Source organism: Sorangiineae bacterium MSr11367, assembly GCA_037157805.1.
Taxonomy (GTDB): domain Bacteria; phylum Myxococcota_A; class Polyangia; order Polyangiales; family Polyangiaceae; genus Pendulispora; species Pendulispora rubella.
In genome coordinates, this window is the sequence record CP089983.1 from 12,764,988 (window position 1) to 12,788,737 (window position 23,750).

At 63.3% G+C, this 23,750-nt stretch carries 20 protein-coding genes; 12 read left to right on the forward strand and 8 right to left on the reverse strand.

Annotated features, from left to right (window positions below; genetic code table 11):
* Nucleotides 1-55 precede the first annotated feature (55 nt).
* The 3 genes from LVJ94_49760 (at nucleotide 56) to LVJ94_49770 (ending at nucleotide 1,754) form a co-directional block, all read left to right on the forward strand.
* Nucleotides 56-658, forward strand: coding sequence for a TetR/AcrR family transcriptional regulator (locus LVJ94_49760; protein ID WXB04968.1), 603 nt, complete (start codon nucleotides 56-58; stop codon nucleotides 656-658).
* A 158-nt stretch (nucleotides 659-816) separates the two neighbouring features.
* Complete coding sequence (locus tag LVJ94_49765; GenBank protein ID WXB04969.1) at nucleotides 817-1,350, forward strand: DUF1097 domain-containing protein; 534 nt, start codon at nucleotides 817-819, stop codon at nucleotides 1,348-1,350.
* 23 nt (nucleotides 1,351-1,373) lie between these two features.
* Nucleotides 1,374-1,754, forward strand: coding sequence for a VOC family protein (locus LVJ94_49770; GenBank protein ID WXB04970.1), 381 nt, complete (start codon nucleotides 1,374-1,376; stop codon nucleotides 1,752-1,754).
* Nucleotides 1,755-1,757: 3 nt separating this feature from the next.
* Here the strand turns inward: LVJ94_49770 and LVJ94_49775 are convergent, their stop codons facing one another.
* The gene (locus LVJ94_49775; protein WXB04971.1) at nucleotides 1,758-2,183 is read right to left on the reverse strand and encodes an ester cyclase; all 426 of its coding nucleotides are present in this window, start codon (nucleotides 2,181-2,183) and stop codon (nucleotides 1,758-1,760) included.
* A 46-nt stretch (nucleotides 2,184-2,229) separates the two neighbouring features.
* Nucleotides 2,230-3,096, reverse strand: coding sequence for a hypothetical protein (locus LVJ94_49780; protein WXB04972.1), 867 nt, complete (start codon nucleotides 3,094-3,096; stop codon nucleotides 2,230-2,232).
* Between the two features lie 34 nt (nucleotides 3,097-3,130).
* On the opposite strand from LVJ94_49780, the gene LVJ94_49785 reads away from it, so the two are divergent.
* Nucleotides 3,131-3,547, forward strand: coding sequence for a hypothetical protein (locus LVJ94_49785; GenBank protein ID WXB04973.1), 417 nt, complete (start codon nucleotides 3,131-3,133; stop codon nucleotides 3,545-3,547).
* A 376-nt stretch (nucleotides 3,548-3,923) separates the two neighbouring features.
* Here LVJ94_49785 and LVJ94_49790 read toward each other — a convergent pair whose 3' ends face one another.
* Nucleotides 3,924-5,120 carry a beta-lactamase family protein gene (locus tag LVJ94_49790; protein WXB04974.1) on the reverse strand — a complete coding sequence of 399 codons (1,197 nt, stop codon included), beginning with the start codon at nucleotides 5,118-5,120 and terminating at the stop codon, nucleotides 3,924-3,926.
* A gap of 168 nt (nucleotides 5,121-5,288) precedes the next feature.
* Here LVJ94_49790 and LVJ94_49795 point away from each other — a divergent pair, with 168 nt between their 5' ends.
* Entirely contained in the window at nucleotides 5,289-5,807 is a 519-nt protein-coding gene (locus LVJ94_49795; GenBank protein ID WXB04975.1) for a zf-TFIIB domain-containing protein, read from the forward strand.
* 53 nt (nucleotides 5,808-5,860) lie between these two features.
* On the opposite strand, the gene LVJ94_49800 is transcribed toward LVJ94_49795, so the two are convergent.
* On the reverse strand, nucleotides 5,861-7,297 hold the full coding sequence (locus tag LVJ94_49800) for a M20 family metallopeptidase (protein WXB04976.1): 1,437 nt from the start codon (nucleotides 7,295-7,297) through the stop codon (nucleotides 5,861-5,863).
* 113 nt (nucleotides 7,298-7,410) lie between these two features.
* Here LVJ94_49800 and LVJ94_49805 point away from each other — a divergent pair, with 113 nt between their 5' ends.
* From LVJ94_49805 to LVJ94_49815, 3 genes are all read left to right on the forward strand, one after another.
* Nucleotides 7,411-8,313 (forward strand): DMT family transporter, encoded by a 903-nt coding sequence (locus LVJ94_49805; GenBank protein WXB04977.1) that lies wholly within the window; start codon nucleotides 7,411-7,413, stop codon nucleotides 8,311-8,313.
* A gap of 456 nt (nucleotides 8,314-8,769) precedes the next feature.
* Nucleotides 8,770-9,501: a hypothetical protein gene (locus LVJ94_49810; GenBank protein ID WXB04978.1), complete on the forward strand. Its 732-nt coding sequence runs from the start codon at nucleotides 8,770-8,772 to the stop codon at nucleotides 9,499-9,501.
* A 57-nt stretch (nucleotides 9,502-9,558) separates the two neighbouring features.
* Nucleotides 9,559-10,665: a trypsin-like serine protease gene (locus LVJ94_49815; protein ID WXB04979.1), complete on the forward strand. Its 1,107-nt coding sequence runs from the start codon at nucleotides 9,559-9,561 to the stop codon at nucleotides 10,663-10,665.
* On the opposite strand, the gene LVJ94_49820 is transcribed toward LVJ94_49815, so the two are convergent.
* Nucleotides 10,633-12,054, reverse strand: a complete 1,422-nt coding sequence (locus LVJ94_49820; protein ID WXB04980.1) for an alkaline phosphatase family protein — start codon at nucleotides 12,052-12,054, stop codon at nucleotides 10,633-10,635. The genes LVJ94_49815 and LVJ94_49820 overlap by 33 nt on opposite strands.
* A gap of 5 nt (nucleotides 12,055-12,059) precedes the next feature.
* Nucleotides 12,060-13,616: a hypothetical protein gene (locus tag LVJ94_49825; protein WXB04981.1), complete on the reverse strand. Its 1,557-nt coding sequence runs from the start codon at nucleotides 13,614-13,616 to the stop codon at nucleotides 12,060-12,062.
* 491 nt (nucleotides 13,617-14,107) lie between these two features.
* On the opposite strand from LVJ94_49825, the gene LVJ94_49830 reads away from it, so the two are divergent.
* Complete coding sequence (locus LVJ94_49830; GenBank protein ID WXB04982.1) at nucleotides 14,108-14,383, forward strand: hypothetical protein; 276 nt, start codon at nucleotides 14,108-14,110, stop codon at nucleotides 14,381-14,383.
* A gap of 49 nt (nucleotides 14,384-14,432) precedes the next feature.
* Here the strand turns inward: LVJ94_49830 and LVJ94_49835 are convergent, their stop codons facing one another.
* Complete coding sequence (locus LVJ94_49835) at nucleotides 14,433-15,941, reverse strand: S41 family peptidase (GenBank protein ID WXB04983.1); 1,509 nt, start codon at nucleotides 15,939-15,941, stop codon at nucleotides 14,433-14,435.
* A gap of 370 nt (nucleotides 15,942-16,311) precedes the next feature.
* On the opposite strand from LVJ94_49835, the gene LVJ94_49840 reads away from it, so the two are divergent.
* The gene (locus LVJ94_49840; GenBank protein WXB04984.1) at nucleotides 16,312-17,874 is read left to right on the forward strand and encodes a M28 family peptidase; all 1,563 of its coding nucleotides are present in this window, start codon (nucleotides 16,312-16,314) and stop codon (nucleotides 17,872-17,874) included.
* A gap of 84 nt (nucleotides 17,875-17,958) precedes the next feature.
* On the opposite strand, the gene LVJ94_49845 is transcribed toward LVJ94_49840, so the two are convergent.
* Complete coding sequence (locus LVJ94_49845; protein WXB04985.1) at nucleotides 17,959-20,400, reverse strand: serine/threonine-protein kinase; 2,442 nt, start codon at nucleotides 20,398-20,400, stop codon at nucleotides 17,959-17,961.
* Nucleotides 20,401-21,237: 837 nt separating this feature from the next.
* Here LVJ94_49845 and LVJ94_49850 point away from each other — a divergent pair.
* On the forward strand, nucleotides 21,238-22,050 hold the full coding sequence (locus tag LVJ94_49850; protein ID WXB04986.1) for a soluble NSF attachment family protein: 813 nt from the start codon (nucleotides 21,238-21,240) through the stop codon (nucleotides 22,048-22,050).
* A 12-nt stretch (nucleotides 22,051-22,062) separates the two neighbouring features.
* Complete coding sequence (locus LVJ94_49855) at nucleotides 22,063-23,601, forward strand: ABC transporter substrate-binding protein (protein ID WXB04987.1); 1,539 nt, start codon at nucleotides 22,063-22,065, stop codon at nucleotides 23,599-23,601.
* The last annotated feature ends 149 nt before the right edge of the window (nucleotides 23,602-23,750 follow it).

Sequence of the window (23,750 nt, forward strand, 5' to 3'; positions counted from 1 at the left end):
CGCATGAAACGAACCTACGGGACCGAATCGGCCCTTTTCACGGACCCGAATCATCATGAACCCTCTCAAGATCGAATCAAAACCGCGAGGACGCCAGCGTAGCGCGGAGATCGAGGCGGCCATTCTGACCGCCACCACGGAGCTTCTGGCGACGAAATCGCTCCGAGACGTCACGGCGGAGGCCATTGCGCAGCGCGCGGGCGTCAGCAAGGCCACCCTGTACAAGTGGTGGCCCAACAAGAATCTCATCGCGCTGGATGCATTCTTGTTGATGATGCGGCAGAACGTCGATATTCCGAATACCGGCTCCGCGTTTCAGGATTTCAAGCTGGAGCTTCAATCGATTCTACGGTTTTACACCAGCCAACGAGGACGGCTGTTTCGCGATTTCATCGCAGAGGGGCAAAGCGACCCCGAGTTCCTCGAGCTCTTTCGCGTGCGATTTCTGGCCTCACGGCGGAACGACGTGCGGGTCATCTGGGAGCGCGGGGTAAACCGCGGCGAGATACGCAGCGAAGTCGACCCAGACATCGGCATGGACATGATCTTCGGCCCCATGATTGCTCGCATGCTTTACGGCCGCGGGCCGCTCGACAACGCGAGCGCCGAAGCTGTCGTCACCCTCGTATTTGGCGGCATTCAAAAGGCCGCCGCGTAAGGACGATCTCGCGGCATGCCACCCTGAGCTCCGTCCGACGACTTGCGTCGCGGACATGATCGATATCGCCAATGTGCATTGGCCGCATGTTGCACGAGAGCCCATTCTCTCCTTGCGACGCGGATGAAACCGCGGACGCACGACAAAAGGAGAATCTCGTGGAACGTATCATGGCGGCGGGGGTGTCTCATGCGCGTGAATCGACTTCGGCTCAGTGGAAGATCACCGTGGGCGAATCATTGGTCGCATCGGGGGCGGCGACGGTGAGCTTCGTGCTTCTCGACCTGCCCGTGTGGGCCATGTTCATCGGTTGGATCGCGTACTTCACGCGTGGAATCGATTTCCGGCACGGTGCGATCAACTTCGCGTGCGTGCTGGTGGGCCTCGCGTGCGGCATGGCCGCCGCCTTGGGGCTTCATGCGCTCGGTCCCCATCTGGGCGCGTGGACGATTACCGTGGTCGTCTTTTCCGTGGCGATGGTGGTCGTGTCCCTGCGGCTCGTTCCAGTCTTCAACAACTTGCTCGGATTCTTTCTCGGGCTGGTCTCGTATTTTGCATCGCACCTTCCGCCCTCGGGTATGACCTTCGTCAAACTCGGCGTGGCCGCGGCCGTAGGGAGCATCGCGGGCTGGTTGGCAAGCCTGGTTCAAAAGCATTGGAGCGCGAAGGTTCGCGCGACGCCGGCCGTGTAGACTACGGCGCATGGAGAAATCTCATGCACCGTAGCCGCCTATCGACATTGGTTCTCGATTGCCGCGTGGATGACATCGACGAGGCGGCCCGCTTTTGGGGCCAAGCGTTGGGGCGCTCCGTTGCGCCCCTGCGGAGCAACAGTGGAGACTTTCGCGATCTGACGACGCTCCCGCTGGAGCCCAGCATCGTGCTCCAGAAGGTGCAGCACGAAAGTCGAATTCATCTCGATATCGAGACCGACGATCTCGACGCCGAGGTCCGGCGGCTGGAGGCTCTCGGTGCAAAGCGAATTGCATTCGTCAAACAAAAATGGTGGGTCATGGAGGCACCCACCGGGCAGCGCTTCTGCGTGGTAAACCGGAATCGCGGACCGTTGATCGAACGCGCCACGACCTGGCCGTGAGCCTCACGTCACCGGTTGCGCGAGCTCGCGCGATAGTTCGTACGCGCTGCGCTCCACCCAGTTGTGGGCGAGCTTGCCGTCGCGGACCTCCCACACTGCAATCCCGCTGAATCGAATGGGGCGGTCGTCAGGGGACGATCCGAGCACGCCTCGGTTGTATCCCGTCACCACCCAGCGCGACACGACCCGCGTACCATCGGCGCTGGTGAACATGTCGAGGCTCGTGAGGCGCATGTCGCGGATTTTCGAGGAGAACGTGCGTGCCCACTCCTTGAACGCCACGCGGCCCACCACATCGCCATCGGGGTTGGAGAGGATGAAGTCCTCGGTGCAGAGGCGATCGATGGCGTCGAGATCTTGCGGAGGGTTGTAGACCTTGGCCCAGAGCTCCGAGAGAAGCTCTTCGCCGCGCGTCGGGGGGGATTGCATGGATAGGCTGTGGGGTTGGCTCGGGGCGAAGGCGAGGGCTTGCCGGTCAGGCTTCGCCGGACGATGCGACGAACTCGGCATCGAGTACCTGGCTCGGCTCGAGCCGCGTGGCCTGGAAAGGGCGAAATAAGCTCTTCATTCGCGCGGGCAAGGTGTCGCCGAGCTGCTCCTTTGGAAGCATGCGGGCCGGCGGATCGGGCCAGTCGTTCGAGGGCGGAAGCAACGCGGTGAGATCCTGCATCTCGATGCCATTCAGGCGGTCTTCGCCGCCGCGGCAGACGACCAAGTCCACCTCGGGCAGGAGGATGCCGCAGGTTCCGTCCCACACCACCGCGCGCAGCACACGGCGGGGCGCCAGGTCCGAGCGAAGAAGCAGAATCGTCGGGACGAAGCACGCAAGGAGCTGCGCCTCCATGCGCTCGGCCAGCGCGTTCACGGCGAAGTTCCAGCGCCAGGTGCGCGCGATGTCGGCCGAGGGCAATGTCCACGGTGCGTCGTCGTCCCCCGCGAACGAAAGGCGGCACGCGGCGCGGTTTCCTTCATCCCAGCCGCGAAGGAAGCCTGCCGTGTCGTAGTCCGTGCCGGGTATGGCGCCTTGCGGATCCTCGACGCCCAGGTCGAAGTGCCGCACGAAGGCCGCGACCTCGGGCTCGGCCTCGAGGGCGAACACGTGCGGGCGAAGGTAGTTCATGTTGAATGCGATGGGCAGCACGGGCGGTGCGTCGGGCTCGTGGTCGACCGCCTCGAAGTCGAATTGAAAATGGATGCCCGTAGCTTCGTTTTCGTAGGCGGCTTGGCCACCGTCGGCCGTGCCGTGGAAGCGATAGCGGGCACGTCCCTCGAACCATGTGCGCATGTGGTTCATGGACGGGGGCGAGGAGCTGCGGGCGCGAAAGTAGAGATCGTAACTCATGGGCGTGCACGCGACATGTTAGGCTCGAAGGTGCATGAGGCGCGACCCCGACGAGCTTTTCGCAACTCGGAAAAAGAAGAAGATCCCGTTCGAGTTCGTTCTCGATGAGCTGGACGGCGTCGGTCCGTGGACGCGACCCATGTTCGGATGCATCGCCGTGTACGTCGAGGAGAAGATCATGTTCCTCCTCCGCGACAAGAAGAACGACGGCGACAACGGCGTGTGGGTCGCGACCACCAAAGAGCATCACGACTCTTTGCGCCGTGAGCTCCCCAGCCTTCGATCCATCAGCGTGCTTGGCACCGGCGAGACCAATTGGCAAATGATACCCGTCGATAGCGACGACTTCGAAGATAGCGTTCTTCGTGCGTGTGCCATGGTGCGCGGCCGCGATCCGCGAATCGGAAAAGTGCCGAGCGCGAAAAAGAAGAAGAAGCGCGCACCCCGCTGACCAGCATCGAGCCCCGCGAACGAGCATAAGTGCAGCTTATGCAGTCGCTCCCATTTCAAGGTTGTCGGCGGGCTCGGCGAACGTCATGAATCAACACGATGATCACACGCACCAAAGCGATCCTTGCCTCGCTGCTCTTGTTCGGTAGCACGAGCGCCGTGGCGCCCGAGGTTCCCGCGCGCGCACTGTCCTCGCTGCGCGAAGCGCCGGCGTCCGCAAAAGTCGTCTTCCGCGTCGCGCGTCGGGTGATACCCAAGTTGGCGATGCGCATTCTTTCGCGCCACTCGCACGACGGGTGTCACGGCAAACGATGCCGCCGTTCGCGCGGGCCCCAGCGCGCGAACATGGGACTACCGCCCGTGGCCACGTGGAAGCCTCACCGCCCTGCGCACATGACGTCTTCGAGCAGTTGCAGATCGGCTTTGATCCGAGCGACCGAGGTCTCGGGCACGTCGCTGGTCGTATTCTCCGAAAAGGTGATCGCACGGGTGCCTTCTTCATCGACGGCGTTGCGGGTGGAGAACCCGAATGTGTCGCCGGGATGATGCCAGTAGCCGCCACACTTCGTCTGGGTCCAGAAGATGCCGAGTCCGTCGCGCAGGCCGGGAAACACGCTTTGGAGCTCGGTCGCCGGCACGGTGTCGTGCATCTCCGCCATGCGCGCCGGTGAGAGGAGTTCCCCGCTTTGGAGCGCGCGCCAAAACCGAGTCAGGTCCGCCGTCGTGGTGATCAGGCTACCTGCGGCGCCGCCCCAGCTCATGTTGAACAACGTGACGTCGACCAGCGGCTTTCCCGCAGCGAACTCGTTGTAGCCCTGCAGATGCGGTGCCGGCAGCCCGGGCCAATCTCCGGGCTCGAAGGTGTGCACCATCTGGAGAGGCTCCAAAATGCGCGTGCGGACCTCCGTACTCCAGTCGTGACCGGTGGCCTTTTCGATGATCATGCCGGCGAGCGTGTAGTTCGTATTCGAATAGCTCCAGCCCGCGCCGGGGGCGAAGTTCGGCTCGTGCGCGATGGCGGTCGCGACGAGCTTCTCCGGAGAGATGCGATGGAATCGCTTCACGTAGTAATCCTTCTCCGTGAAGTCGGAAAGTATATCTCGCGTGTAGTTGTAAAGGCCGCTCGTGTGCTGCAGGAGGTGGCGAATCGTAATCTTCTTGCCGTCATTCCCATGCCCGGACACCACACTGGGCAGCCACCGATCGACGGTGTCCTCCAGGCGAACCTTGCCCTCGTCGACCAGTTGCAGAATGACCACGGCAACGAACGTTTTCGTGTTGCTCCCCATCCGGAATTGGCTTTCGAACGGCACCGGCTCCGCGCTGCCCCGCCGCGCCTGGCCGCTGCGAGCGTCGATGTGATCTTCGCCGTCGCTCACGCGGGCGACCACGCCAACCACCCCGCCGGAATGGATCGTGTCGAGACCTCGTTGCAATGGCGTCCGTAGTTGGATGTCCGGGCCGGCCGTCAGACTGCTGGATGTGCGCCCCTCGACGCTGGGAGAGCTGCCTTCCGAGCAACCCGCGAACGTCCAACCCGCGAGTGCCAAACACAACGTCCTGGTTAGATTCATGCGACCTCCTTGATTCGGTTGCCAAGTAGTTCCCAACCGCTCCGCGTCCGTTCAACGCGAAGCCGATTAAATGCTTGTGTCATGTCCAAACGTGTCCAGTTCGCCACCGACGGGAGCCCATCGAAACCACCGTTTCGCTTCCGACCGAGCGCGCGTAAGATCGACGCCATGGAAGCCCCTCTCGTATGTCCGCATTGCCCCAACCGCCCACTCTTCGAGGGAGCGCGGGGGACGGTGAAGCTTCACGGTTGCGGCGTGTGCGGCGGTGTTTGGATCGGCAACGAGCTGGCCGCGCGCCTGCTCCAACAGCTCGAACCGGACGCCGTCGCGCTGGCCGATCAAGCGGCGGGTCATGGCATGCCGTTTCCACAGGTATCGGCGCGGCCTGCGTGCCCGGTTTGCGGTGTCGATTTGCGGCGGATCACGGTCCACGGAACGCGCACGGAGCTGGATCTCTGCGACGCCCACGGGACGTGGTTCGACCGCGACGAACTGCAGAGTGTCTCGCACTTCTTCGAGGAACGACGCCGTGCGCAGGTGGCTGCCGCGCAGAATTTCCCTCCGCCGATGCGCTACGACGAGCGGGATTACGACGCCTACTTGGAGAAGGGCAAGTGGCGACTAAATCGTGACGATTCGAACGACGGGATCGACATTGGGACCGTCCTCGACTGGCTGTCCGATTGACGATACCACCGAGCGGATGCCTCGGTGGTATCGGGGCGTGTCGTGCAAGTAGACTAGCGCGTAGCGTGGGCGGCCAAGATGCTCGCCACGGCGCAGGTCACCTTTTTCGCCGTGGGGATATGCAAGAATTCGTTCGGGCCGTGCGCATTGGATTGCGGGCCGAGCACGCCCGTAATGACGAATTGGGCCTCGGGGAATTTCTCGCCGAGCATGGCCATGAACGGAATGGTTCCGCCTTCGCCCATGGCAAGGGAGGGCTTGCCGAAGAACGCCAGCGAGGCCTCGTCCATGGCGCGCGCCAGCCACGGGGCGGTATCGGGAGCGCTCCATCCCGAGGCGCCGCGTTCGGCCTCGAGCCGCACGTGTGCGCCGTACGGCGGATCGCGCTCGAGTTCATCGCGCAGCGCTTGCAGCGCCGTTGCCGGGTCGACCCGCGGCGGGATGCGCATCGAGAGTTTGAGCTGGGTGACCGGCCGTAGCACGTTGCCCGCATTTTCGATCGAGGGAAGGCCGGCCGCGCCCGTGATGCTCAATGCCGGCGCCCAGGTATGCGCCAGCAACGCCTCGGCGCGGTCGTTGGTCACCGCGTGGGCGCCTTCCGTCCACGGAAACTGCGTCCACACCTCGTCGCCGAGCACCTCCGCCACGGCCTCGGCCTGCGTGCGTCGGGCCGGCGGGATCTCCGTGTAGAGTGCATCGAGCAAGACGCGGCCGGTCTGCTCGTTCTCGACGCGCGACAGGAGTTGCCGGGCGATGCGGAAGGTCGAAGGAACGATGCCGCTGGCACTGCCCGAGTGGACGCCTTCGGTTAACACCCGGACGGTCAATGTGCCGCCCACGAAGCCGCGGAGCGACGTCGTGGACCAGAGTTGCTCGTAGTTCCCGCAGCCCGAGTCGAGGCAGATGACGAGACTCGGCTGGCCGATGCGGCTGCCCAATTGCTCGATGTACGCGGGCAGGTCGGGGCTGCCGCTCTCTTCCGAGGCCTCGATCAGCACCACGCAGCGCGCGTGCGGCGCCTTCGATTCGCTCAGCAGACGAAGCGCGGTGAGCGCCGCGAAACTCGAATACCCGTCGTCGGCACCCCCGCGCCCGTAGAGGCGGTCGCCTTCGCGCACCGGCGTCCACGGACCGAGTCCCTCGCGCCAGCCCGTGAACTCCGGCTGCTTGTCGAGATGCCCGTAAAGAAGCACCGTGTCATCGGCCTTGGCCCCACTCTGGCTACCGGACGCCGGGATCTCCATGAAGATGAGCGGCGTGCGGTTCGGCAGGCGCAGCACCTCCACCTGGAGCCCCGGAATCGACTGCGCACGGCACCATCGCTCGATGAGTACGACCGCCTTTTCCATGTGGCCATGCTCGTTCCACACCGGGTCGAACGAGGGCGACTTGTTCGGGATCCGGATGTACTCGGTCAATTGCGGGACGATCTCGTCCTCCCAGATGCGTTCGGCAAGAACGCGGGCATGTTCGACGTTCAGCATGGACATGCGATAGCACGACCTCCGTGACGCCGTGATGCAACTTGCTCGGGCTCGGCGCTTCATTCGTCCCGACAAAGCTGACAGCCTCGTGTCAGCAGGTTCTGCTTCCATCGGCGCCAATGGAACGGCACATACCGGTGGCGCTTGCCCCGCACCGCCTTGGTCTCCTGCTGGTGGCGGCTGCCGCCGTCCTTTGGAGCACCGCGGGCTATTTCACCCGCGCCGTGCCGCTCGATATCGCCGCGCTGCTGTTTTGGCGAGGGTTGTTCGGAGCGATCACGAGTTTCGTCTTCGTCCTGGTGAGGGAGCGCCGCAACACCTTGCGCGCCTTCGCCGCGATGGGGCGCATCGGCCTCCTATTTTGCCTGCTTTCGAGCTGCGGCATGGCTTGCTTCGTGGCGTCCCTCAAGCTGACGAGCGTCGCCCACGTCTCGAGCATCTATGCAGCCGTACCCTTCGCGGCCGCCGGTCTGGCCTGGCTGGTCATGCGCGAACGCGTCTCCCCCGCCGTGCTCGCGGCAAGCCTGCTTGCACTGGTCGGTGTGGCGGTGACGGTCGCCGGCGGTATGGGCGAAGGCAGCTTGCTCGGTGACGTTCTTGCCTTGGCCATGACGTTGTTCGTTGCCGCGTTCATGGTCCTGCGGCGTCGTTTCCCGGACGTACCGCTGGTGCCGGCGGCCTGTGTTTCGGCACTCTTGCCCGCGTTGGCCAGCCTGCCATTCGTCTCCACCTGGCCGGCGCACGGGCAGGACATCGCCAAGCTCATTGCCTTCGGCGTCTCCAATATGGGGTTGGCGCTCGTCTTCTTCACCATCGGCGCAAAGTTCATCCCTGCAGCGCAGACGGCACTGGTGGGGGCGCTCGAAACGCCTCTTGCCCCGCTCTGGGTCTGGCTGGCCTTCGGCGAGACGCCGCGCGGACCGACGATGCTCGGCGGCGCCATGGTCCTGTTCGCGGTCATTGGTCCGATCGCGTGGGACCAATGGCGCGATGCCCCGAATCGACTGCAAAAGTGTACCTAGGGGTCCGTACCACCCGTGTACCAAATATGATACACGCGTATTTTTGCGCGATATTGCGAAATAGGCGATCGGCGCGGATGCCGCGCGCGGTGCACCTTGGTCCCGCGTCGACCAAGACACGATAGGCCATGCGCACCATGGTGGCGTGAAAATCAGCGCGATTCGCCGCCCAATGATTGCATTTGGCTTCGTGCAGGAAGATTCGCGACAGCTCGAGAACGCCTTCTTCCTACGGTAGGAATGCGATGGTCTGCGAAGTGCAATGACGTGTGTCTGGTCACTTTTGCCTCGATACGCCGTTGCGTCGAAAAAAAAGTGACCGACGATCGAGAGATAGCATTTTGTTTGCGTACAGATAATTAACGACTCGCCGAGTGAACGTGAGGGCGCCTTTGTCCCGTCGTGTGAATTTCACGATGCCCCGCCGGCGTACTTGAAAACTAAAAGGAGAAATGGATGAAATCGACCTTCGTCGCCACGTTCTTGGTTTTGTCTGCCATCGGCGTTGGAGCGTGCAGCTCCAGTTCCACTCCGTCCGATGCTCCGCCAGCCAACGACGCCAAACCGGTCACCATTACCGCGCATACGCCCACGCTCATCGAAGGGACCTTCGTCGACAGTTCGACGTCTTTGAGCTTCAAATCCGTCGAATACGAGACGAAAAAGGTGGAGGTCACGATTCGCGCCGGCGAAACGAACCTCGTAGTTCATATCGACTATGCCCAGGGTGAGGGCGACTTCGATGCCAACTCGGGGCAGCTCGATCAAGCCCAGATCAACGCGATGCCTCGGTTGCTCGAGGGGCTAGCCGCCGCCATACCGGACTACGGCCCCGTGTCGCTCGAGGGGTTGGCGCGAACGGTGAACTTCCTCAGCGTAGCACCTTCATCGACGCCGCTTCCCGCGTTCAAGTCCGTTGCGGAGAACGGCTGGGCGTACCTTTCCTGTGGGTGCCGCTGGCAGGACGCGCACGGTTATCACAATTGGATGGGAAAGGGTGAGTCCTGCGGCAGCAGTGCGTCGCCGCATTGTCCCGGGCGTTGCGGCGTCGGGTGTGGGCCGGACAATCTCTGGTTTGCGTGGGGATCGGGCACGTACACGGCGGATTGCGCGCGGCACGATTACGGCGTCGGGAGCTGGGGATCCGCGTTCGACGATTATACGTTTGCGCCGCATAATTGTCTCTGATCTATCCCTCGAGAAGGCCATCGGAACGGGTACGGTTCGTGCCCATTCCGATGGCCCGTGACCCTCGACGGAACCTACGATCCCGGAGCCATGCTCGCTGAACGCGATCCCTTGCCACCCACGTCGAGCGCGCCGTTCATCTCCCGAGGCACGGACGACGTCGACCACCCTCCCGTGGTGGCGTTCGTTACGGTGCCGATGGCGTGCGGCGCGTCGCCCGTCGCGGTGTGCACGGGAACGCTGATCGACCCACGCATCGTGCTTACCGCGGCGCATTGCGTCGCATACCTCACCCCGGGCGAAGCCGAAATGGTCGTCGGTCGCGACATCCGAGCCCTCGACGCTCGGCATATCGGGATTGCACGGACGCTGCGGCATCCCGATTGGGTCTCGCCGTCACACGACGTGGCATTGGTGCAGCTCACGGAAGCCCTGGAGATTGCGCCGCTGGCGCTCGTCGACCCCGGGGATACTTCGTGGCTCCCCGGCAAACTCGTCACCCTCGTAGGATACGGTCGCGACGACCATGGCCAGACGGGGACACGGCGCTCCGGTACGGCGCGGGTATCCGAAATGCTGGCCGAACATTTTCGCGTTCGGCCGGAACCCTCTTTGAGCTGTGCAGGGGATTCGGGTGGACCCGCGCTGGCCGACGTCGACGGTGCATGGAAGATCGTCGGTGTCGCCTCGTACGGCGACCCGAATTGCAATCAGGGCGCCACCTATGCGCGCGTGGACATCGAGCTCACGGGGTTCATCGCGCATGGACTCGAACGACTCCGAGAGCCCCACGCTCCGGCCCCTTCGCGTTCGGCGAGTCCAAACCAGTGCGAACTCGGGTGCACCGCCGACGCCGACTGTCCCACGGCCTGGCAATGCGTGGAGGGGCGTTGCGGTCTCCAGGGGCGTCCGCCGGGCCGCTTGACGGGTCAATGCTCCTCGGATGCGGATTGCGCGGGAGGCTTTTGCGCGGCCGCGGACGGATGCTCGTGTTACCAGCCCTGCAGCTCGGACGAAGGCGAAGACCGAGGATGCGCCACCACACCCGACGCCCCTGCGCACGCCAGTGCATTCGCATTCGTGCTCTTCTTGGCCGTCGTTTGCCTGCGCATCCGTGTCTCGCGCGCCCGATCAATCCGTGAAAATCATCGCGTGGCTCGATAGATCGTTTTGCCCTGCCACGCGCTCGTTGAGCGGTTTCAAGCCCCATCGCTTCCCGATGAGACGAAGGATGCTCGTGGTGTCGTAGACCGTCTTGTCGACGCCACCGCGCGCATGTTTGGAAAAGACGATCGCGGGAATGCGCGTCCCCGGCCCCCATTTGTCCTTCGTCGGCGGGGCCACATGGTCCCAATAGCCGCCGTTCTCGTCATACGTCACGATGACCGCGGCATCGTCCCAATTCGGCCCGTCGACGACGGCTTTGATGAGCTCGACCGCCTTCTCCTGCCCCTTCTGGAGGTTTGCGCCGGGATGCTCATTGACGCCGCCGAGCGGTTTGACGAACGATACCGGCGGTAGCGAGCCATTCTTCGCCGCTGCGAGGAAGTCCGCTTCGTCCTTCAAGTGCGCGCGCCCAGGTTGCCCACCGGCGTAGGGCGCGTAATAGACGAATGGCTGATGATGGAATGTGAAGCCCGACGGCGGATTGCCACCCGCGGCATCGTTCCACCCTGCCGAATACCATGCCCAGTCGATCCCCGCGCCGGTGAGCTGATCGCCGATGGTGGTCCCGGTCAGCACGGGCAACTTGGTGCCACCGCTCGACGTTGGCGCGTTGGTGGGAACGGTGGTGTTGACGGCGTATCCATCCGGCGTGCACGTTCCATCCTTCGTCACCTTGCCCGACGAATCGATCACCGCGCGCTTGTCCGCAGGACAGTCTTCCCAATACGGCGTTGCCGCGGCGATCAACCACTGATGATTGAGAAACGACCCGCCAAAGGCTCCATGAAAGAAGTGGTCGCATACGGTGACGTTGCCCGACATCGTGCGAATCAATTGGACGACCGGAAGACTGTCCGTTGGATAGTAGCCGAGGGCGAGCCCTTTCGAAGAATTGTTCGCCACGAACAGGTTCATCGCGCCCGCGTTGATTTGGGCGATCTCTTGATAATAACGGTGGGTTAGGTCCTTCGTGGCCTGATGGAGGGGCGCATGGTTGGTAATGTCGAAAGGCTCGTTCGGTAGATTGGTGGGGATGTTCGAATCCGTTTGCGGAAGCGTCGAATAGGGATTTCCGCTCGACGGATCGAGCTGCGGAATCTTTGCGCTGCCCGAAGAGAGACCTTCCGCCCCGGGGTAGCTGCCGTAGAGATTGTCGAAGCTGTGGTTCTCCATGAAGATCACCACGATGTGCCCCAACGACGACAACGGTGGCGGAGCCGCTTCGATCGGTGAATCGCTCGGTGGGGTCGCGTCGCTCTGCGAGTCGGACTCGATGGCGGATGGCGGAGCATCGTCGACATCCTCGTCGGACGAACTGCAGCCACCGGATGCGCCCAAAGGCAACGAGGCGAAGACTCCGTATAGAATCCATGTAGAACGCTTCATGATGTTCACCTTGAATGTCGGGTGGCGAGGTTGCCGAGCGGCTTCTCGATGCCGGTCTTTTCTCCCTCGGGCAGTTGCGCATAGATGTGGCGAACCGGAGCAAGGGCGGTGTCGCGCCCACGGGTGAAGCTCTGCTCGTCGACGATAGCCCGGTACGCGCGATCGAGGTCGAGCGCGCGCGCCGCGCTAGGAAGGAGCAGGTGATCGATATCCTGGCGAAGTTTCGCGACCTCGCTCGGGCGCAGGGAATGGCGTTCGTCGAAGAAGCGCCCGATCACTTCCGTGTTCGCGTGGAAGTCGTCGCCGGCGCGATTCTCGATGAGGTAGCGCGTATATTCATGTCGCCCGTCGGATCCGAGGGGGTCCGGCCATGGGGGCGAACCTCGCCGGGGCCCGTGGGACCATCCGCGCGCGCCGCCGACCTTTCGCGGGAAGGAGAAAATGCTGTCGGTGGTCGTCCCGACGCCACCATGGCAGCCGACGCAGTAGAGCGTCTCTTCGTACGATTGCGGTCGTAGCGAACCGTCGGCCGCCTCGATGAATCCCGAAAAGAGCCATCCGCGGTCGTTGTCCACGCCCCGATCCCATTGCCAAAGAAATGACAGCGCTCCGTCGATGGACTCCTCCTGCTCGAAAGCTTCTCTCTCCGCCTGTCGTTTCAGATCCGCATACCCGAACCACCGGACCTTTTTGGCATAGCGAAGCTCCTTCATCCGCGCCGCCATGGTGACCTTTCCGTCCGACGCGACATCAAGGTAGCGCACGCTGTGCAGAAATTCGGTATTGAGTGGGAAGAGTCCCACGACGATCGGAAGACGGCCCGCACGCTCCTCCTCACGAGCGCGCCCCACGTAGTGCATTCGCCCTGCATGACGTGGATCGTCGTGGCTCCCGCACGGCGCACTTCGATCGAAAGCCACCCGGTTCGCGCGCGAAAGAATACCGTTCAAATCGAGATCCACGCCGAGCTCACCCTCGTCGATGGGAACGATGGGAACATCGTTTCGCGTGATCAGCGCCTCGACGATGGCGAGATTGACTGCGTAGATGGCGGTGTTCGGAGAGCCGTTCGCGTCCTGCCGAAGTGATGGATCGAGACGAATGAGGGCATCTCCCGCCGATCCGTTGGCGGGGAGGAACGCTCCTACGAGGGGATAGTAGCCGAACGCTCGCCATCCCGAGAGTTCACCATCCGGTCGACGATCGAAGCCATCTTCGTCGAAGGCGAATCCTGCATCGGGGACATATCCGTCCCATCGCCCATCCTTTGCGCCATCCCACGCGTCGGGCAGGGAAGCCAAGGTTCGCGCGAGAGGGATTTCACCGTGTTCGTCCAGGTAATTGCTTCGGCGCACGTAGTCGAGGATCCGTTCGTCGCTCGACTTCGGAGCGCGCAAAACGGGCGGGTCGAAGAGATTCGTCCAGCGGTTTCGCGCCGCCGCCGGCGCGATGGTCCAGCGAAGTTGGAGCTCTTCGTCGTCCACGAAATTCGGAGGTTGGGAGCGAGCGTGGCACGCGTAGCACGAGTTCTTCGCGCTGGCCCCCGGAGCCAGTCGAGGCATCGCGTAGCATTGAGGTGGGATGTAGGCGAATCGGTTTTCGAGCGGGCCGCGATCGGTCATTCCACCTGGGACCGATGGCACGAGCTCGAGGCTGGCGCTTCCCGTACTGACGGCAACATTCGCGTGCACATCTGCCGGCGAGGCTTCTCCGTGCGAACGAGCGCGACACGCCGAGAGCGTCCACGAGAGAAGCGCGATGGAGAGTGGGGCGTATCGCATGATCGAAAATACGCGCCAAGATGGCGCGTGGATGGTGAACATCCCCCAAACTTCGAAATGAAGATGGCATGAATGATACCGGTGTCAAAGCACAAAACGGAGCATCGATTTGCATTTATCGCAGGAAGGAGGCAACGCGCGGTACCGCGTTGCGTTACTACCGGCCGGTGAATCAGCATCGTGTCTTCATCGTCGATGAAGCGTAGGATGGCTTCGTCCGTGCCAACCATCTCGCCGGATATTGGTTCAATTAGCCTATCGAGGAGGACTTCATGAAAACTGCGCTGTTCATCTTGGCCCTGTCGCTGTTCGCCTGCGGAGCAAGCGACGACGAAAGCGCTTCACGAGAGAGTTCGGAGCAAGGCCAATCGGAGCTCCAGGAGATTGATACGTGTTCGAGCGGCGGCGGGACCTGCCGCAAGTCGCAATGCCGAGCCAACGAGGCCCTGAGCAACACGCTCGAGTGCGGGCACGAGCAAGCTTGTTGTGTTCCGGCGCCGGCGAAAGTCCTGCAGACGGACTGCGCGCCCGCGGCCGCCTGCTGGTAGCGGACGCGCGGCTCGGAGCCCGCACGCTGCTCGGTGCGATGTCGGTATCTCAGCGTGCGGGCGGCAGCCGCTCGGCCATCAGCATCGGCACGATCCGTTCGATGGGCGCCGCGGAATCGGCCAAGTACACATCGACGGGGACGCCTACGCTCTCCACGGGTTGCTCGAACAAGTTCTGTTTGATGGGCAGGTTCCAGCGAACTCCGGAATGCGGAAGAATGAATGTGCTCTGGTTTCCAAACTCGAGCGTTCCGTCCGTTCGCTCTCCAACGAGCAGGGCGCCGAGGGCCAGCTTCAACGCCAGCGGCCCGCTCTCGCCCGACGAACCTGCATGGCGATCGGTCAGCACGTAAATGCGCCCGGAGTACGGGTGATCCGAATGCTCGTCGATCACCCCAGAATGGTAGACCCAGGACGCACGGTGTAGACCGTGCGGCCACTTGGCGCGTACCTTCGCGCGCTCGTCGCGCGCTTCTTGCGTGTCGACGGTGCGGTCTTGAATCTGCCTCTGCACCACCGTATTCCACGTTGGACAGGGGGTGAGTGCGCCTTCCAATACCCGCTCGGCGCCGGAATCCCAGAGACCGTTTTTCGCTTTTGCAATCCACGCGTAAATCGGTGAATCGCTCCCCCCGCCGTTGCCACGAAAATCGAAGATGATGCGCGCAAAGTGGCGATGCGCCTCGTAGTCCTTCGCGAGCTCCTCCAGCTGCTGCTCTTGCACACCCGTACCCCAGAGTCTGCGCACGGTGATGACCGCCGCATCGCCCACGGGGCGCCATGTGTAAAGCTTCTCTTGTTGGGTCGGGGGAATTCGTTTCGCCACGTCGGGGCGCGGATGGAGTTCGAAGGCGCCACCCGAGCATTGGGCCGAGATGCGCTCACCACCGCCACGAACGCTTACGGTCAGGACGAGCCGCGAGCCGTCGGGCCCAACCATGGGCGCAAGTCGCAGTGTATGCGAAAAGGCGGCACCCGGCCCTTGGATGCGGCAAGATGCGAGCGGCCCCACGGCTTCGGCCGACGAGACCCATGCCTGGTATTCGCGAACCTTGAAGGAAGGCTCCTCCCGCAGGGAAGGTCCCCAGACCGTGTGATGGTTGTCGGGGAAAACTGCGCGTAGCTTTCGCAGCGGGGCGAGTAGACCGCGATCGACGGTGACCTTCGCGCCGGCGCTCGAAAGATCGCGGCGCCATTCCTCGAAGAATTGGGCCAAGTCGAAATCCCCGCGCTGAACGAGGTTCGCATAGCCGGCATACTGCAGCCGCATCGTCTTCTCGAGAAAGGGAAGGTCCCGAGCGAGCGCCTGCGCGTCCACTGAATCCTCCGCGTTTGGCCGCTGCGCAGACAGCAGGGCGCGAAGCCGCGAGCTGTCGGGGTCGAAGCAAAGCTCGCCACCCTCGGCTTCGCTCGAGGAAAGGTACACACCGTACGGCGCCTGGGGCGGCGGCGACGAAGACGGAGCTTTCTCGGTCGGGTGGCACCCAAGGGCCATCGCGCTCAACGAAAAGAGCCCCATGGCCCGACGAAGGACCACCACCGGACAGGCAACGACCATGATTTTCCTTCTTCGCGCAAGTGCGATTCCAAATTTCAAGAGGATGTAGCACTGCGTCATGGGCGAAGCGCTTCCGAAGGCTAGCCACCGAGGCGCCATGTGCGGCGTGGAATGCGGCGTCGCCCATCGATTCTTGGTGGTCCGCCATCCTCATGGATGGAGGGCAACCGATCGTCGTAGACCTTTCCCTCTGTAGAAATACGGCTCCGCGATACGACCGATGGCTCGGGCGCGCCGAATGCGGAACCTCGAGTTCATTTCGGTGGACCCTGAGTCGCGAATCTCGATAATTGCGCACTTGCTCAATCGGCGAAGCCCACATTATCGCCAATAAAACACAGCCAATTTTCTCTCGTCTCGGAGGTTTCCAATGAGAACACGCGGGGTGGTCGTCACATCGCTGATCGTTTTGGCGCTATGGGCTTGCAGCGACGGGAATTCGCGCGATGTCTCGGAGCTGGCTCCCTCGGAGCTGGCCAATGGCAAGGGTGGGGACGATTCGCGGACGGGAAGCACGCCGAAACCGGGGATCATCGCGGACGGCGTTGCGGAAGATTCCGATCCGATGACGCACATCAATTATCTCGCGACCGATGAAATGCGCGGTCGCAATGCGCCGTCGGCGGACTTCGACAAGGCCGCCACGTACGTGACGGACTTGGTCAAGAGATACGGATTGACCGGCCCCAACCCGGGGGATTCGAACGGTGCGTACGCGCAGTCGTTCCAGCTAGGTGCGCTGGCGGCGGATCTCACGCCGGAAGGAAAACGGGCGGCGCACGTGCATAGCCTCGATACGAGCGATCCGAAGTCCTTCGGTAACTCGCAGTTCGAGCATGGCTTCTACATCGATCCGAAATCGTCGTCCCCCGAGGCGAGCGCCCTGGCCGGACGCTCGGACGCGGTGCTCGCGGGCAATACGCACAACGTGCTCGCGCTGCTGGAAGGCACCGGCGCGAAGAAGAGCGAAGTCGTCGTGGCCATGGCGCACCTCGATCACATCGGTGTGAACTCGAGCGGGGCGGTGTACAACGGCGCCGACGACAACGCCTCGGGAAGCAGCGTTCTCCTTTCCTTGGTACCGCTGCTCGCGCAGGCCAAGTCCAACGGCGAATTGAATCGCTCCATCCTGTTCATCTGGACGGCGGCCGAGGAAGACGGCCTGGTAGGGTCGAAGTATTTCGTCGACCATCCCATTGCGAATATCGGGCTTTCGCAGATCACCGGCGTCGTCAACATGGATATGGTCGCGCGCTGGGACGATCAACGCATCAGCGTGATTGATACCAAGTCGGACGGGTCCACGAGTTATCTCTCCGCGTTGCTCACCCAAGCGAACAACGCACTCCCGGATCCATTCGATCGCGTCAACCACGATATCGCGGCGTACGCGCGTCGTCAGGACGGTGCGTCCTTCTACGACAAGAACGAGGACGTGCTCTTCGTCTTCGAGGGCCTGAGCAATCCGGCTGGCGGCGGCGATCTGAATGCCGACTACCATGCGACCACGGACGACGTTTCGAAGATCATCTCCGAGAACGGCGGCAACAAGCCGCGTCGCGTCCGCGATCTGCTGAACGCCACCATCAAGCTCGCCTCGAACGCGGACATCCCCAGCGGCCCGGTTTGCACGGGGACTTCGTACACGGGCACCTTGTCGGGTACCGGCGCGCAGGCCCGCAAACCGAGCGACACGGGTTACGAGAGCACGGTCTCGGGAACGCATGGTGCGAAGCTCGCGGGACCGGGTGGTGCGGACTTCGATCTGGACTTGGAGAAGTGGAACGGCACGGCGTGGGCTCGGGTGGCCAGGTCCGAGAGCTCCACGTCGAACGAGACCATTTCCTATCCGGGTACCGCAGGGAAGTACCGGTGGCGCGTCTTCTCGTACAGCGGAAGCGGCGACTACACGCTTTGCACGCAGAAACCGTGAATCGCTAGCGCGGGCCGATCGCGAGTCGTTCCGCATCGTAGGGTTGCAGCCATTCGCTCGAAACGGCGAATGGCTGCGAGCCCGCTAACGTCGTTGTGAGAGCCAGGTGGCCGTCGCCGCGCGTTCGGGCTCGTAGCCGGGCAGCTCGGCGTACGCATCCCGGGCTCGTTCCGCCAGAGTGCGCGCGCGGGCGCGATCGCGACCCGTTTCCCAGAGGGCACGCGCGAGGAGCATATGCGTCTTGGCGGTGTCTGGGACCTTCTTGTTCGGGTCCTGGTACGTGAGGCTTCGCTCGAGGTGAGCGAGGGCCTTCTGCGGCTGCCGCTCCGCCAAGTACGCCTCCCCGAGGACGCGCAGCACCTCGGGCACCTGCTGCGCCGGATTGCCGAGTTGCTCGCAAAGCGCGAGCGCGCGAAGCTGCAAGGCAAGTGCTTCGCGCGTGCGCCCCTGATCCAGGTAAATCATGGCGACCGTGGCGAGTGCGCTGAGCATGTCGCGGTCCTTCGGGAAGATGCGCTCGGCCATGGCCAGCGTGTTTTCGCCTTCCGCCAGTGCCTCCGGCAGGCGCCCCATGTCGCGCAAAATGTCGGCAATGATTCCGCCGGCGCGCGCCACGTGCGGATGCTCGTGGCCGAACGCCTCGGTGAAAATGACCCGCGAGCGACGTTCGCTTTGCAGCGCCTCGTCCCATCGACGCAGGACGAACTGCGAATAGCCCAGGCCCGACAGCGCGAAGGCGAGCAATGGATGGTGCGGACCCAAACGCCGCTCGTGGATCGCGACGGCGCGCTTGCGTTGTTCCAGGGCGCGTTCCGTTTCGCCCATCTCCGTGAACACGTTGCCCAGGTTGGTCAACGTCGACGCGACGAGATAGCTATCGGGCGCGACCGCCTCCCGCAGTGCGAGGGCACGCTCGCCATGCGCGAGGCTATCCGCGTACCGTCCAGCGCGAAGCTCGGTCACGGACAGGTTGTTCTCCAAAATGGCCCGTGTCTCTTTCTCCTCGGGCAAGCGATCGAGCACGGCCTCGGCGAGCTGGCGGGCACGCAGAGCATCGGCGACCCGATTTTCTTGCTGGCTGAGCGCGGAAACCAGGCCAACCAGTGCCCGTGCTTTGGCGACCTCGTCGCCGGCCTCCTCTGCGGCGGTCAAGCCATCGAAGTGCTCGGCCTCGCCAAGACGCCATTCACTGCGCTGGGCGAGTGCGCGCGCCAGGATGAAATGGACGTTCGACTCGAGTGCGCGATCGCGCGAAGCTTTTACGGCCGGAAGCAGATCGCGCGCGGTCTTTTCCGAGGCGGTATAGTCCCCCGCGCGCGAGAGAGCCATGGCGTGGTCCACGCTGGCCATCACCTCGGTGCTCGCAACCTGGTAGACCCGCGTGCGCCGCGCCGCCATGGCGGTGCACCCGTCGACGGAGGGCAGTGCGGCCATCGCCTGGGCGGAGCGCTCGAGGCTGGTCGCATGGCCCGAAGCGAAAAGTGCCGTCAGCGCCTGGAGTTCGCGCGCCTTGCCCTCGAGGCAGGCGATGCGAACGTCCATCAGCTCCTCGGACTGGTCATGGTGCACGCGCGTGGCTTCGCAGGTCTGCGTGTGCCTCGCCACCCAACGCGCGGTGTACGCGTCGAGGGCGCGCTCGGCGTCCTCCCAGGCGTCCTTGGCGTAGCTCGAAGCCGTTGCCATGAAGGCAGCCCGCACGGCCTGTTTGCGTGCCTCGTCCCACACGCCGGTGAGCTTTCGCTCGGCCCCCGCGCATGGTGCGGGCAAGGCCCCGGGCGTGCCCGATCGGGCGATGGCGATTGCGCCGAAGGCCATGCTGGCCGCCGCCACCAACGCGCCGCCCATGCGAAGCCAGCGAGCGCGTCGATCGTGCGATAGCTCGGCGACGAGCGCGTCCATCGACGGAAATCGATCCTGCGGATTGGTGGAAAGGCCGCGCGCGAGGGCGCTGCGGATCCGCGCGGGGACGCGAGATGGTGCTGCGTGGGCGATCCCGCCGCAGAGTGCCTCGTGGAGCGCACTGCAGAAGCCGTATTGGTCGCGGTGCGCATCGGCGTCGCCGGCCATTCCTGGCAGGCCGACATCGGTCACGCGTACGCGCCCGTCGTCGCCGAGCAAGACGTTGTTCGACGTGAAGTCGCCGTGGACGAGGCCCGCCGCATGCAGCGCGGCGAGTCCGCGCGCGGCATCCAGGTAGCGCGCCAAAATGGCCCGCCACGCGGGGTTCTCGCGGTGCAACCACTCGAACATGGTGACGCCGCCGGGGACGTACTCCATCGCGACGAAGATATGCCCTTCGTGATCCCCCGCGTCGTACACGGCAAGGACGTTGGGATGGGACACGCGTGCGAGCGACTGGACCTCCCGCAGCAGACGCGCCCCGTCTTCGTCCGTGTCGCTCGCCGTGCGGAATACTTGGATGGCCACCCGGCGATCGATCTTCGGATCGTACGCACCGTAGACGACGCCCAGGCGACGCTCACCGAGCGTCTCGAGCACGACATACCGATCGATGCACTGCTCCACGAGCGCGAGACTCTTGCAGCTTGCGCGCGTCGGCGCAACGGGGCGTCGAACGTACGAAACGCGCCAATGCGACGATCAACGACGCCCGCACCGGCATGGCTCATTTGGCCTTACGCTTACGTGGCTCGTTCGGTAATGAGCTTTTCGAGGTCAGGTTCCGACGTCATCGCTCTACGCATATTTTGATTTTCGTACGCGATGGCAATCCATATCTTCCTTCGAGCCGTTGTCGGGTCGCGAGAACGGCCGCGTGAGATCCTCGCTTTCCGCATGCGGGGAACGGCAGGCCTCACGTGAATGTCCTAACGGCCCCCCATGGCCTCCGTCATGCGCGACGAGGCATGACCACCGGGACGCCGCCCATCGTTTCCGGCGGACTCGACGCGCCGCGGGGCGACCTCCCGGCATGCCTCCCGATCTCGGCATTGGCGTGTTCGTGAGCGGAGCCGACGAACATATTTCTCCGCAATGGCTGAAAATCGAGGGCCCGAAGCCTCTCGGACGGGCAAGACGCGGGAGGGTTTGTCGGTCGAATCGCGCCATCGGCGGCTCGTTCAGCGCGCCATCGGGCGAGCGCCGTGTCCCATCGATTCAATCCGATTCCCATCGATTTACGGCCCATATTGGAGCGGTTCGCGGGCTAAATCCCAATCGGTTTTCAAAGCCCCCTCGGTAGCTCGATGGGGCGAGCCTCGCGGATCTTTTCACTCCGCGTGTGAATCGCCGAGAGAATCGCCGAAATTTTTTCGTCGCGCTCACGCCTCCACCTGCAACGTGCATCGTAGGCGGTGGACGGAGTGAGTCTCGGGGTGTCCTGTTGGACGATAGGGGGACCAAATGAAGAAAGCGATGGTGCTCGTTGTAGCACTCGGCGCGTCGATTCCGACGGCCGTGCAAGCTGCGGATCCGCCGCCTGCAACCTCTCACGGTTCGAGCGAACCTACCGCTCAAGAGCAGGCGCAGATGCTCGCGGATCGGGCGTACCAAGCCTACGAGCGTGCAGATTTTCCGACAGCCATCGGGATGTACCTCGACTCGTATCGGCTCGTCGCCGCGTCCGACGTTCTCTTCAACATCGCGAGCATCTACGACAAGAAGCTGAAGGCATCGAAGCAGGCGCTCGAATACTACCACCGCTACCTCGATGCGGCGGATGCGCAACCCGATCTGATCGCGAAGGCGAACGAGCGCATCGCTGCGCTGGAGGCCGCGAACGCATCGTCGGCACACGGCTCCGCGTCCTCGCCGGCCACACGCGAAAGTCCCGCGGAACAACCCGCGTCGAGCTCCTGGTCGCCCCTTCGGATCGCCGGCGCCGCGACCGCGGGGGTCGGCGCCATCGGCTTGGGCGTAGGCGTCGTCACGGCGCTGATTGCCAAATCCAAGCACAGCGACGCGACCGACCAAGGTTGCTCGGGGAGTGCATGCCCGAACGCCGGCGCCGCCAGCACGGAGCGGGATGCGGCTTCGGTGGCGAACATCTCCACGGTGAGTTTCATCGCGGGCGGTGTCTTGCTGGCGGGTGGCGTCGCTTTGTACTTGTTCGCCCCGCGAGGCGGATCTTCATCGAAAAAGGCTGGCGTTCTGGTGACCCCATCCGTCGACCCGCGTGGCGCCGGTGGTCTCGTCGTGTCCGGCCGTTTCTTTTGAGAGGAGGGGAGTATGAGGCCTCATCACACCGTGTTGGTTTTTTCGATGGCCGCCATGTTGGCCGCAAATGGATGCACTGGCATCCTGGGGATCGATTCGGATCCCCAGGTCACGACCCAGTCCGTCTCGACCTGCCAGGGAACCGTCTATGTTCGCATCGCATCCGACTTTTCCGGCACCGCGACCGACATTGCGATTCCGTACTTTTTTGGAATCTACGATTACCTGAGAACCCTCAACGACAACGGAGGGATTCGAGGTTGTCAGATCGATATTCAGACAGGAGACAATAAATACACGCCCGGCGAGACGGAAAAAGTCGTCCAAGGGTGGCGCTCCTCCGATGCCCACTGGAAGGAGGTCAACACCGTGTTCTTGTTCGGGACCGGCCCGACCACCGCCGTTGGACCCGAACTCGCGCGCGAGAAAAAGCTCATCATCCCGGGCTCGTACGCAGGGTCGCTGGCCTCGCCCGACCCCATCAACAAGACCGTGTCGTATACGCGGGTCAACGATGGGTTCCAAGAGGCGCAATTCAACGACAGCAAAACGAGCACCGGCTGGCCTTACGTATTTTTCCCGGCCACGGACTACGCGACGGCCATTCGTGTCGCCATCAAGGCCGCGTTTGCGATTCAACCGGGGCGCATGGCCTTTGCGCATGAGGTCAGCAACATTTGTGCATATTGCACCGATCCGTTGGCGGCGGGTGCATCGTTCATTCCGTCCATCACGGGCATGTCGCTCGGAAGAGATCTCATCATTCCGCAAACCTCGAGCGAAGCCGATACCAACACCATCTTGCGGAACACCGCGACGTACTTCGACCAAGAGATCGCCCGTTTCATCAGCACGAATGGGGCCTACGAGCCCGTGAGCTGGGTGTGGTCTGGAAACAGCGTCTTCGCGACCGCCGTGCTCGCACGAGGCGTCGCCCTCGCGCAGACCACGATCGACAACAACCCCGAGGTGCGCAAAATCCTCGACGCGAACCCCACGAAGAAGTGGAAGCTTCGGGTCATGGCCAACAATTGGGGTATCGGTGAAACGGCGTCCGCGACGTGCGGTGCGGGCTGCAACGGTGACCTGTTCTACGGCCTGTTTCCGGTGCCGCGTTATGGTGATATCCAAAATGCGACGGAGATGGTGCAGCTCATCGCCGTGCACGACAACTATGCCAACAAGGACAGCGCTTCACCGCCGTCTGCGCCCATCACCATGGTTCCGAACTCGAACGAGCGCCGCAAGCCCGAGAGCTTTCGCGACGTCCGTTACGTGCAAGGCTTCGCGGCGGCCATCCTCTGGGAAAAGGCCATGGGCATCGCGCTGGACGCCGGGCATCGAAACCCGACGGGCGAAGACCTCAAGAATGCGTTGGAGACGTTCCGGTTGGTCGATATGGGAGGTCTGACCGCAGGGCCCATATCGTTCTCGGCGAAGGATCATCGACCCCAATCGAATGCGTCGATCTACAAACTCGACAGCAAGGGCGAGCTGGCCTTCGTGGACAAACTCTCGATTTCGCTGGTCAACGAATGGCTCGGGTACTGACGAATTCCGAGGCGCGCGGCGAGCTCCAAGACGTCGACCTTGCGGTCTTGGAGCGCCACGGCCATGGTCGGAGAATGCCAAACACGTGGAGGCGCGGTGAACCGCCTTCTTCCGCGAAACGCATGCTCGGGTGCTCACGTCCAAGATGT

Excerpts from the sequence above, each read along its gene's own strand:
- LVJ94_49760 (WXB04968.1), top strand. The coding sequence starts at position 56 with ATGAACCCTCTCAAGATCGAATCAAAACCGCGAGGACGCCAGCGTAGC.
- LVJ94_49770 (WXB04970.1), top strand. The coding sequence starts at position 1,374 with ATGCACCGTAGCCGCCTATCGACATTGGTTCTCGATTGCCGCGTGGAT.
- LVJ94_49775 (WXB04971.1), bottom strand. The coding sequence starts at position 2,183 with ATGCAATCCCCCCCGACGCGCGGCGAAGAGCTTCTCTCGGAGCTCTGG.
- LVJ94_49780 (WXB04972.1), bottom strand. The coding sequence starts at position 3,096 with ATGAGTTACGATCTCTACTTTCGCGCCCGCAGCTCCTCGCCCCCGTCC.
- LVJ94_49785 (WXB04973.1), top strand. The coding sequence starts at position 3,131 with ATGAGGCGCGACCCCGACGAGCTTTTCGCAACTCGGAAAAAGAAGAAG.
- LVJ94_49790 (WXB04974.1), bottom strand. The coding sequence starts at position 5,120 with ATGAATCTAACCAGGACGTTGTGTTTGGCACTCGCGGGTTGGACGTTC.
- LVJ94_49795 (WXB04975.1), top strand. The coding sequence starts at position 5,289 with ATGGAAGCCCCTCTCGTATGTCCGCATTGCCCCAACCGCCCACTCTTC.
- LVJ94_49800 (WXB04976.1), bottom strand. The coding sequence starts at position 7,297 with ATGTCCATGCTGAACGTCGAACATGCCCGCGTTCTTGCCGAACGCATC.
- LVJ94_49805 (WXB04977.1), top strand. The coding sequence starts at position 7,411 with ATGGAACGGCACATACCGGTGGCGCTTGCCCCGCACCGCCTTGGTCTC.
- LVJ94_49810 (WXB04978.1), top strand. The coding sequence starts at position 8,770 with ATGAAATCGACCTTCGTCGCCACGTTCTTGGTTTTGTCTGCCATCGGC.
- LVJ94_49820 (WXB04980.1), bottom strand. The coding sequence starts at position 12,054 with ATGAAGCGTTCTACATGGATTCTATACGGAGTCTTCGCCTCGTTGCCT.
- LVJ94_49825 (WXB04981.1), bottom strand. The coding sequence starts at position 13,616 with ATGCCTCGACTGGCTCCGGGGGCCAGCGCGAAGAACTCGTGCTACGCG.
- LVJ94_49830 (WXB04982.1), top strand. The coding sequence starts at position 14,108 with ATGAAAACTGCGCTGTTCATCTTGGCCCTGTCGCTGTTCGCCTGCGGA.
- LVJ94_49835 (WXB04983.1), bottom strand. The coding sequence starts at position 15,941 with ATGGTCGTTGCCTGTCCGGTGGTGGTCCTTCGTCGGGCCATGGGGCTC.
- LVJ94_49840 (WXB04984.1), top strand. The coding sequence starts at position 16,312 with ATGAGAACACGCGGGGTGGTCGTCACATCGCTGATCGTTTTGGCGCTA.
- LVJ94_49850 (WXB04986.1), top strand. The coding sequence starts at position 21,238 with ATGAAGAAAGCGATGGTGCTCGTTGTAGCACTCGGCGCGTCGATTCCG.
- LVJ94_49855 (WXB04987.1), top strand. The coding sequence starts at position 22,063 with ATGAGGCCTCATCACACCGTGTTGGTTTTTTCGATGGCCGCCATGTTG.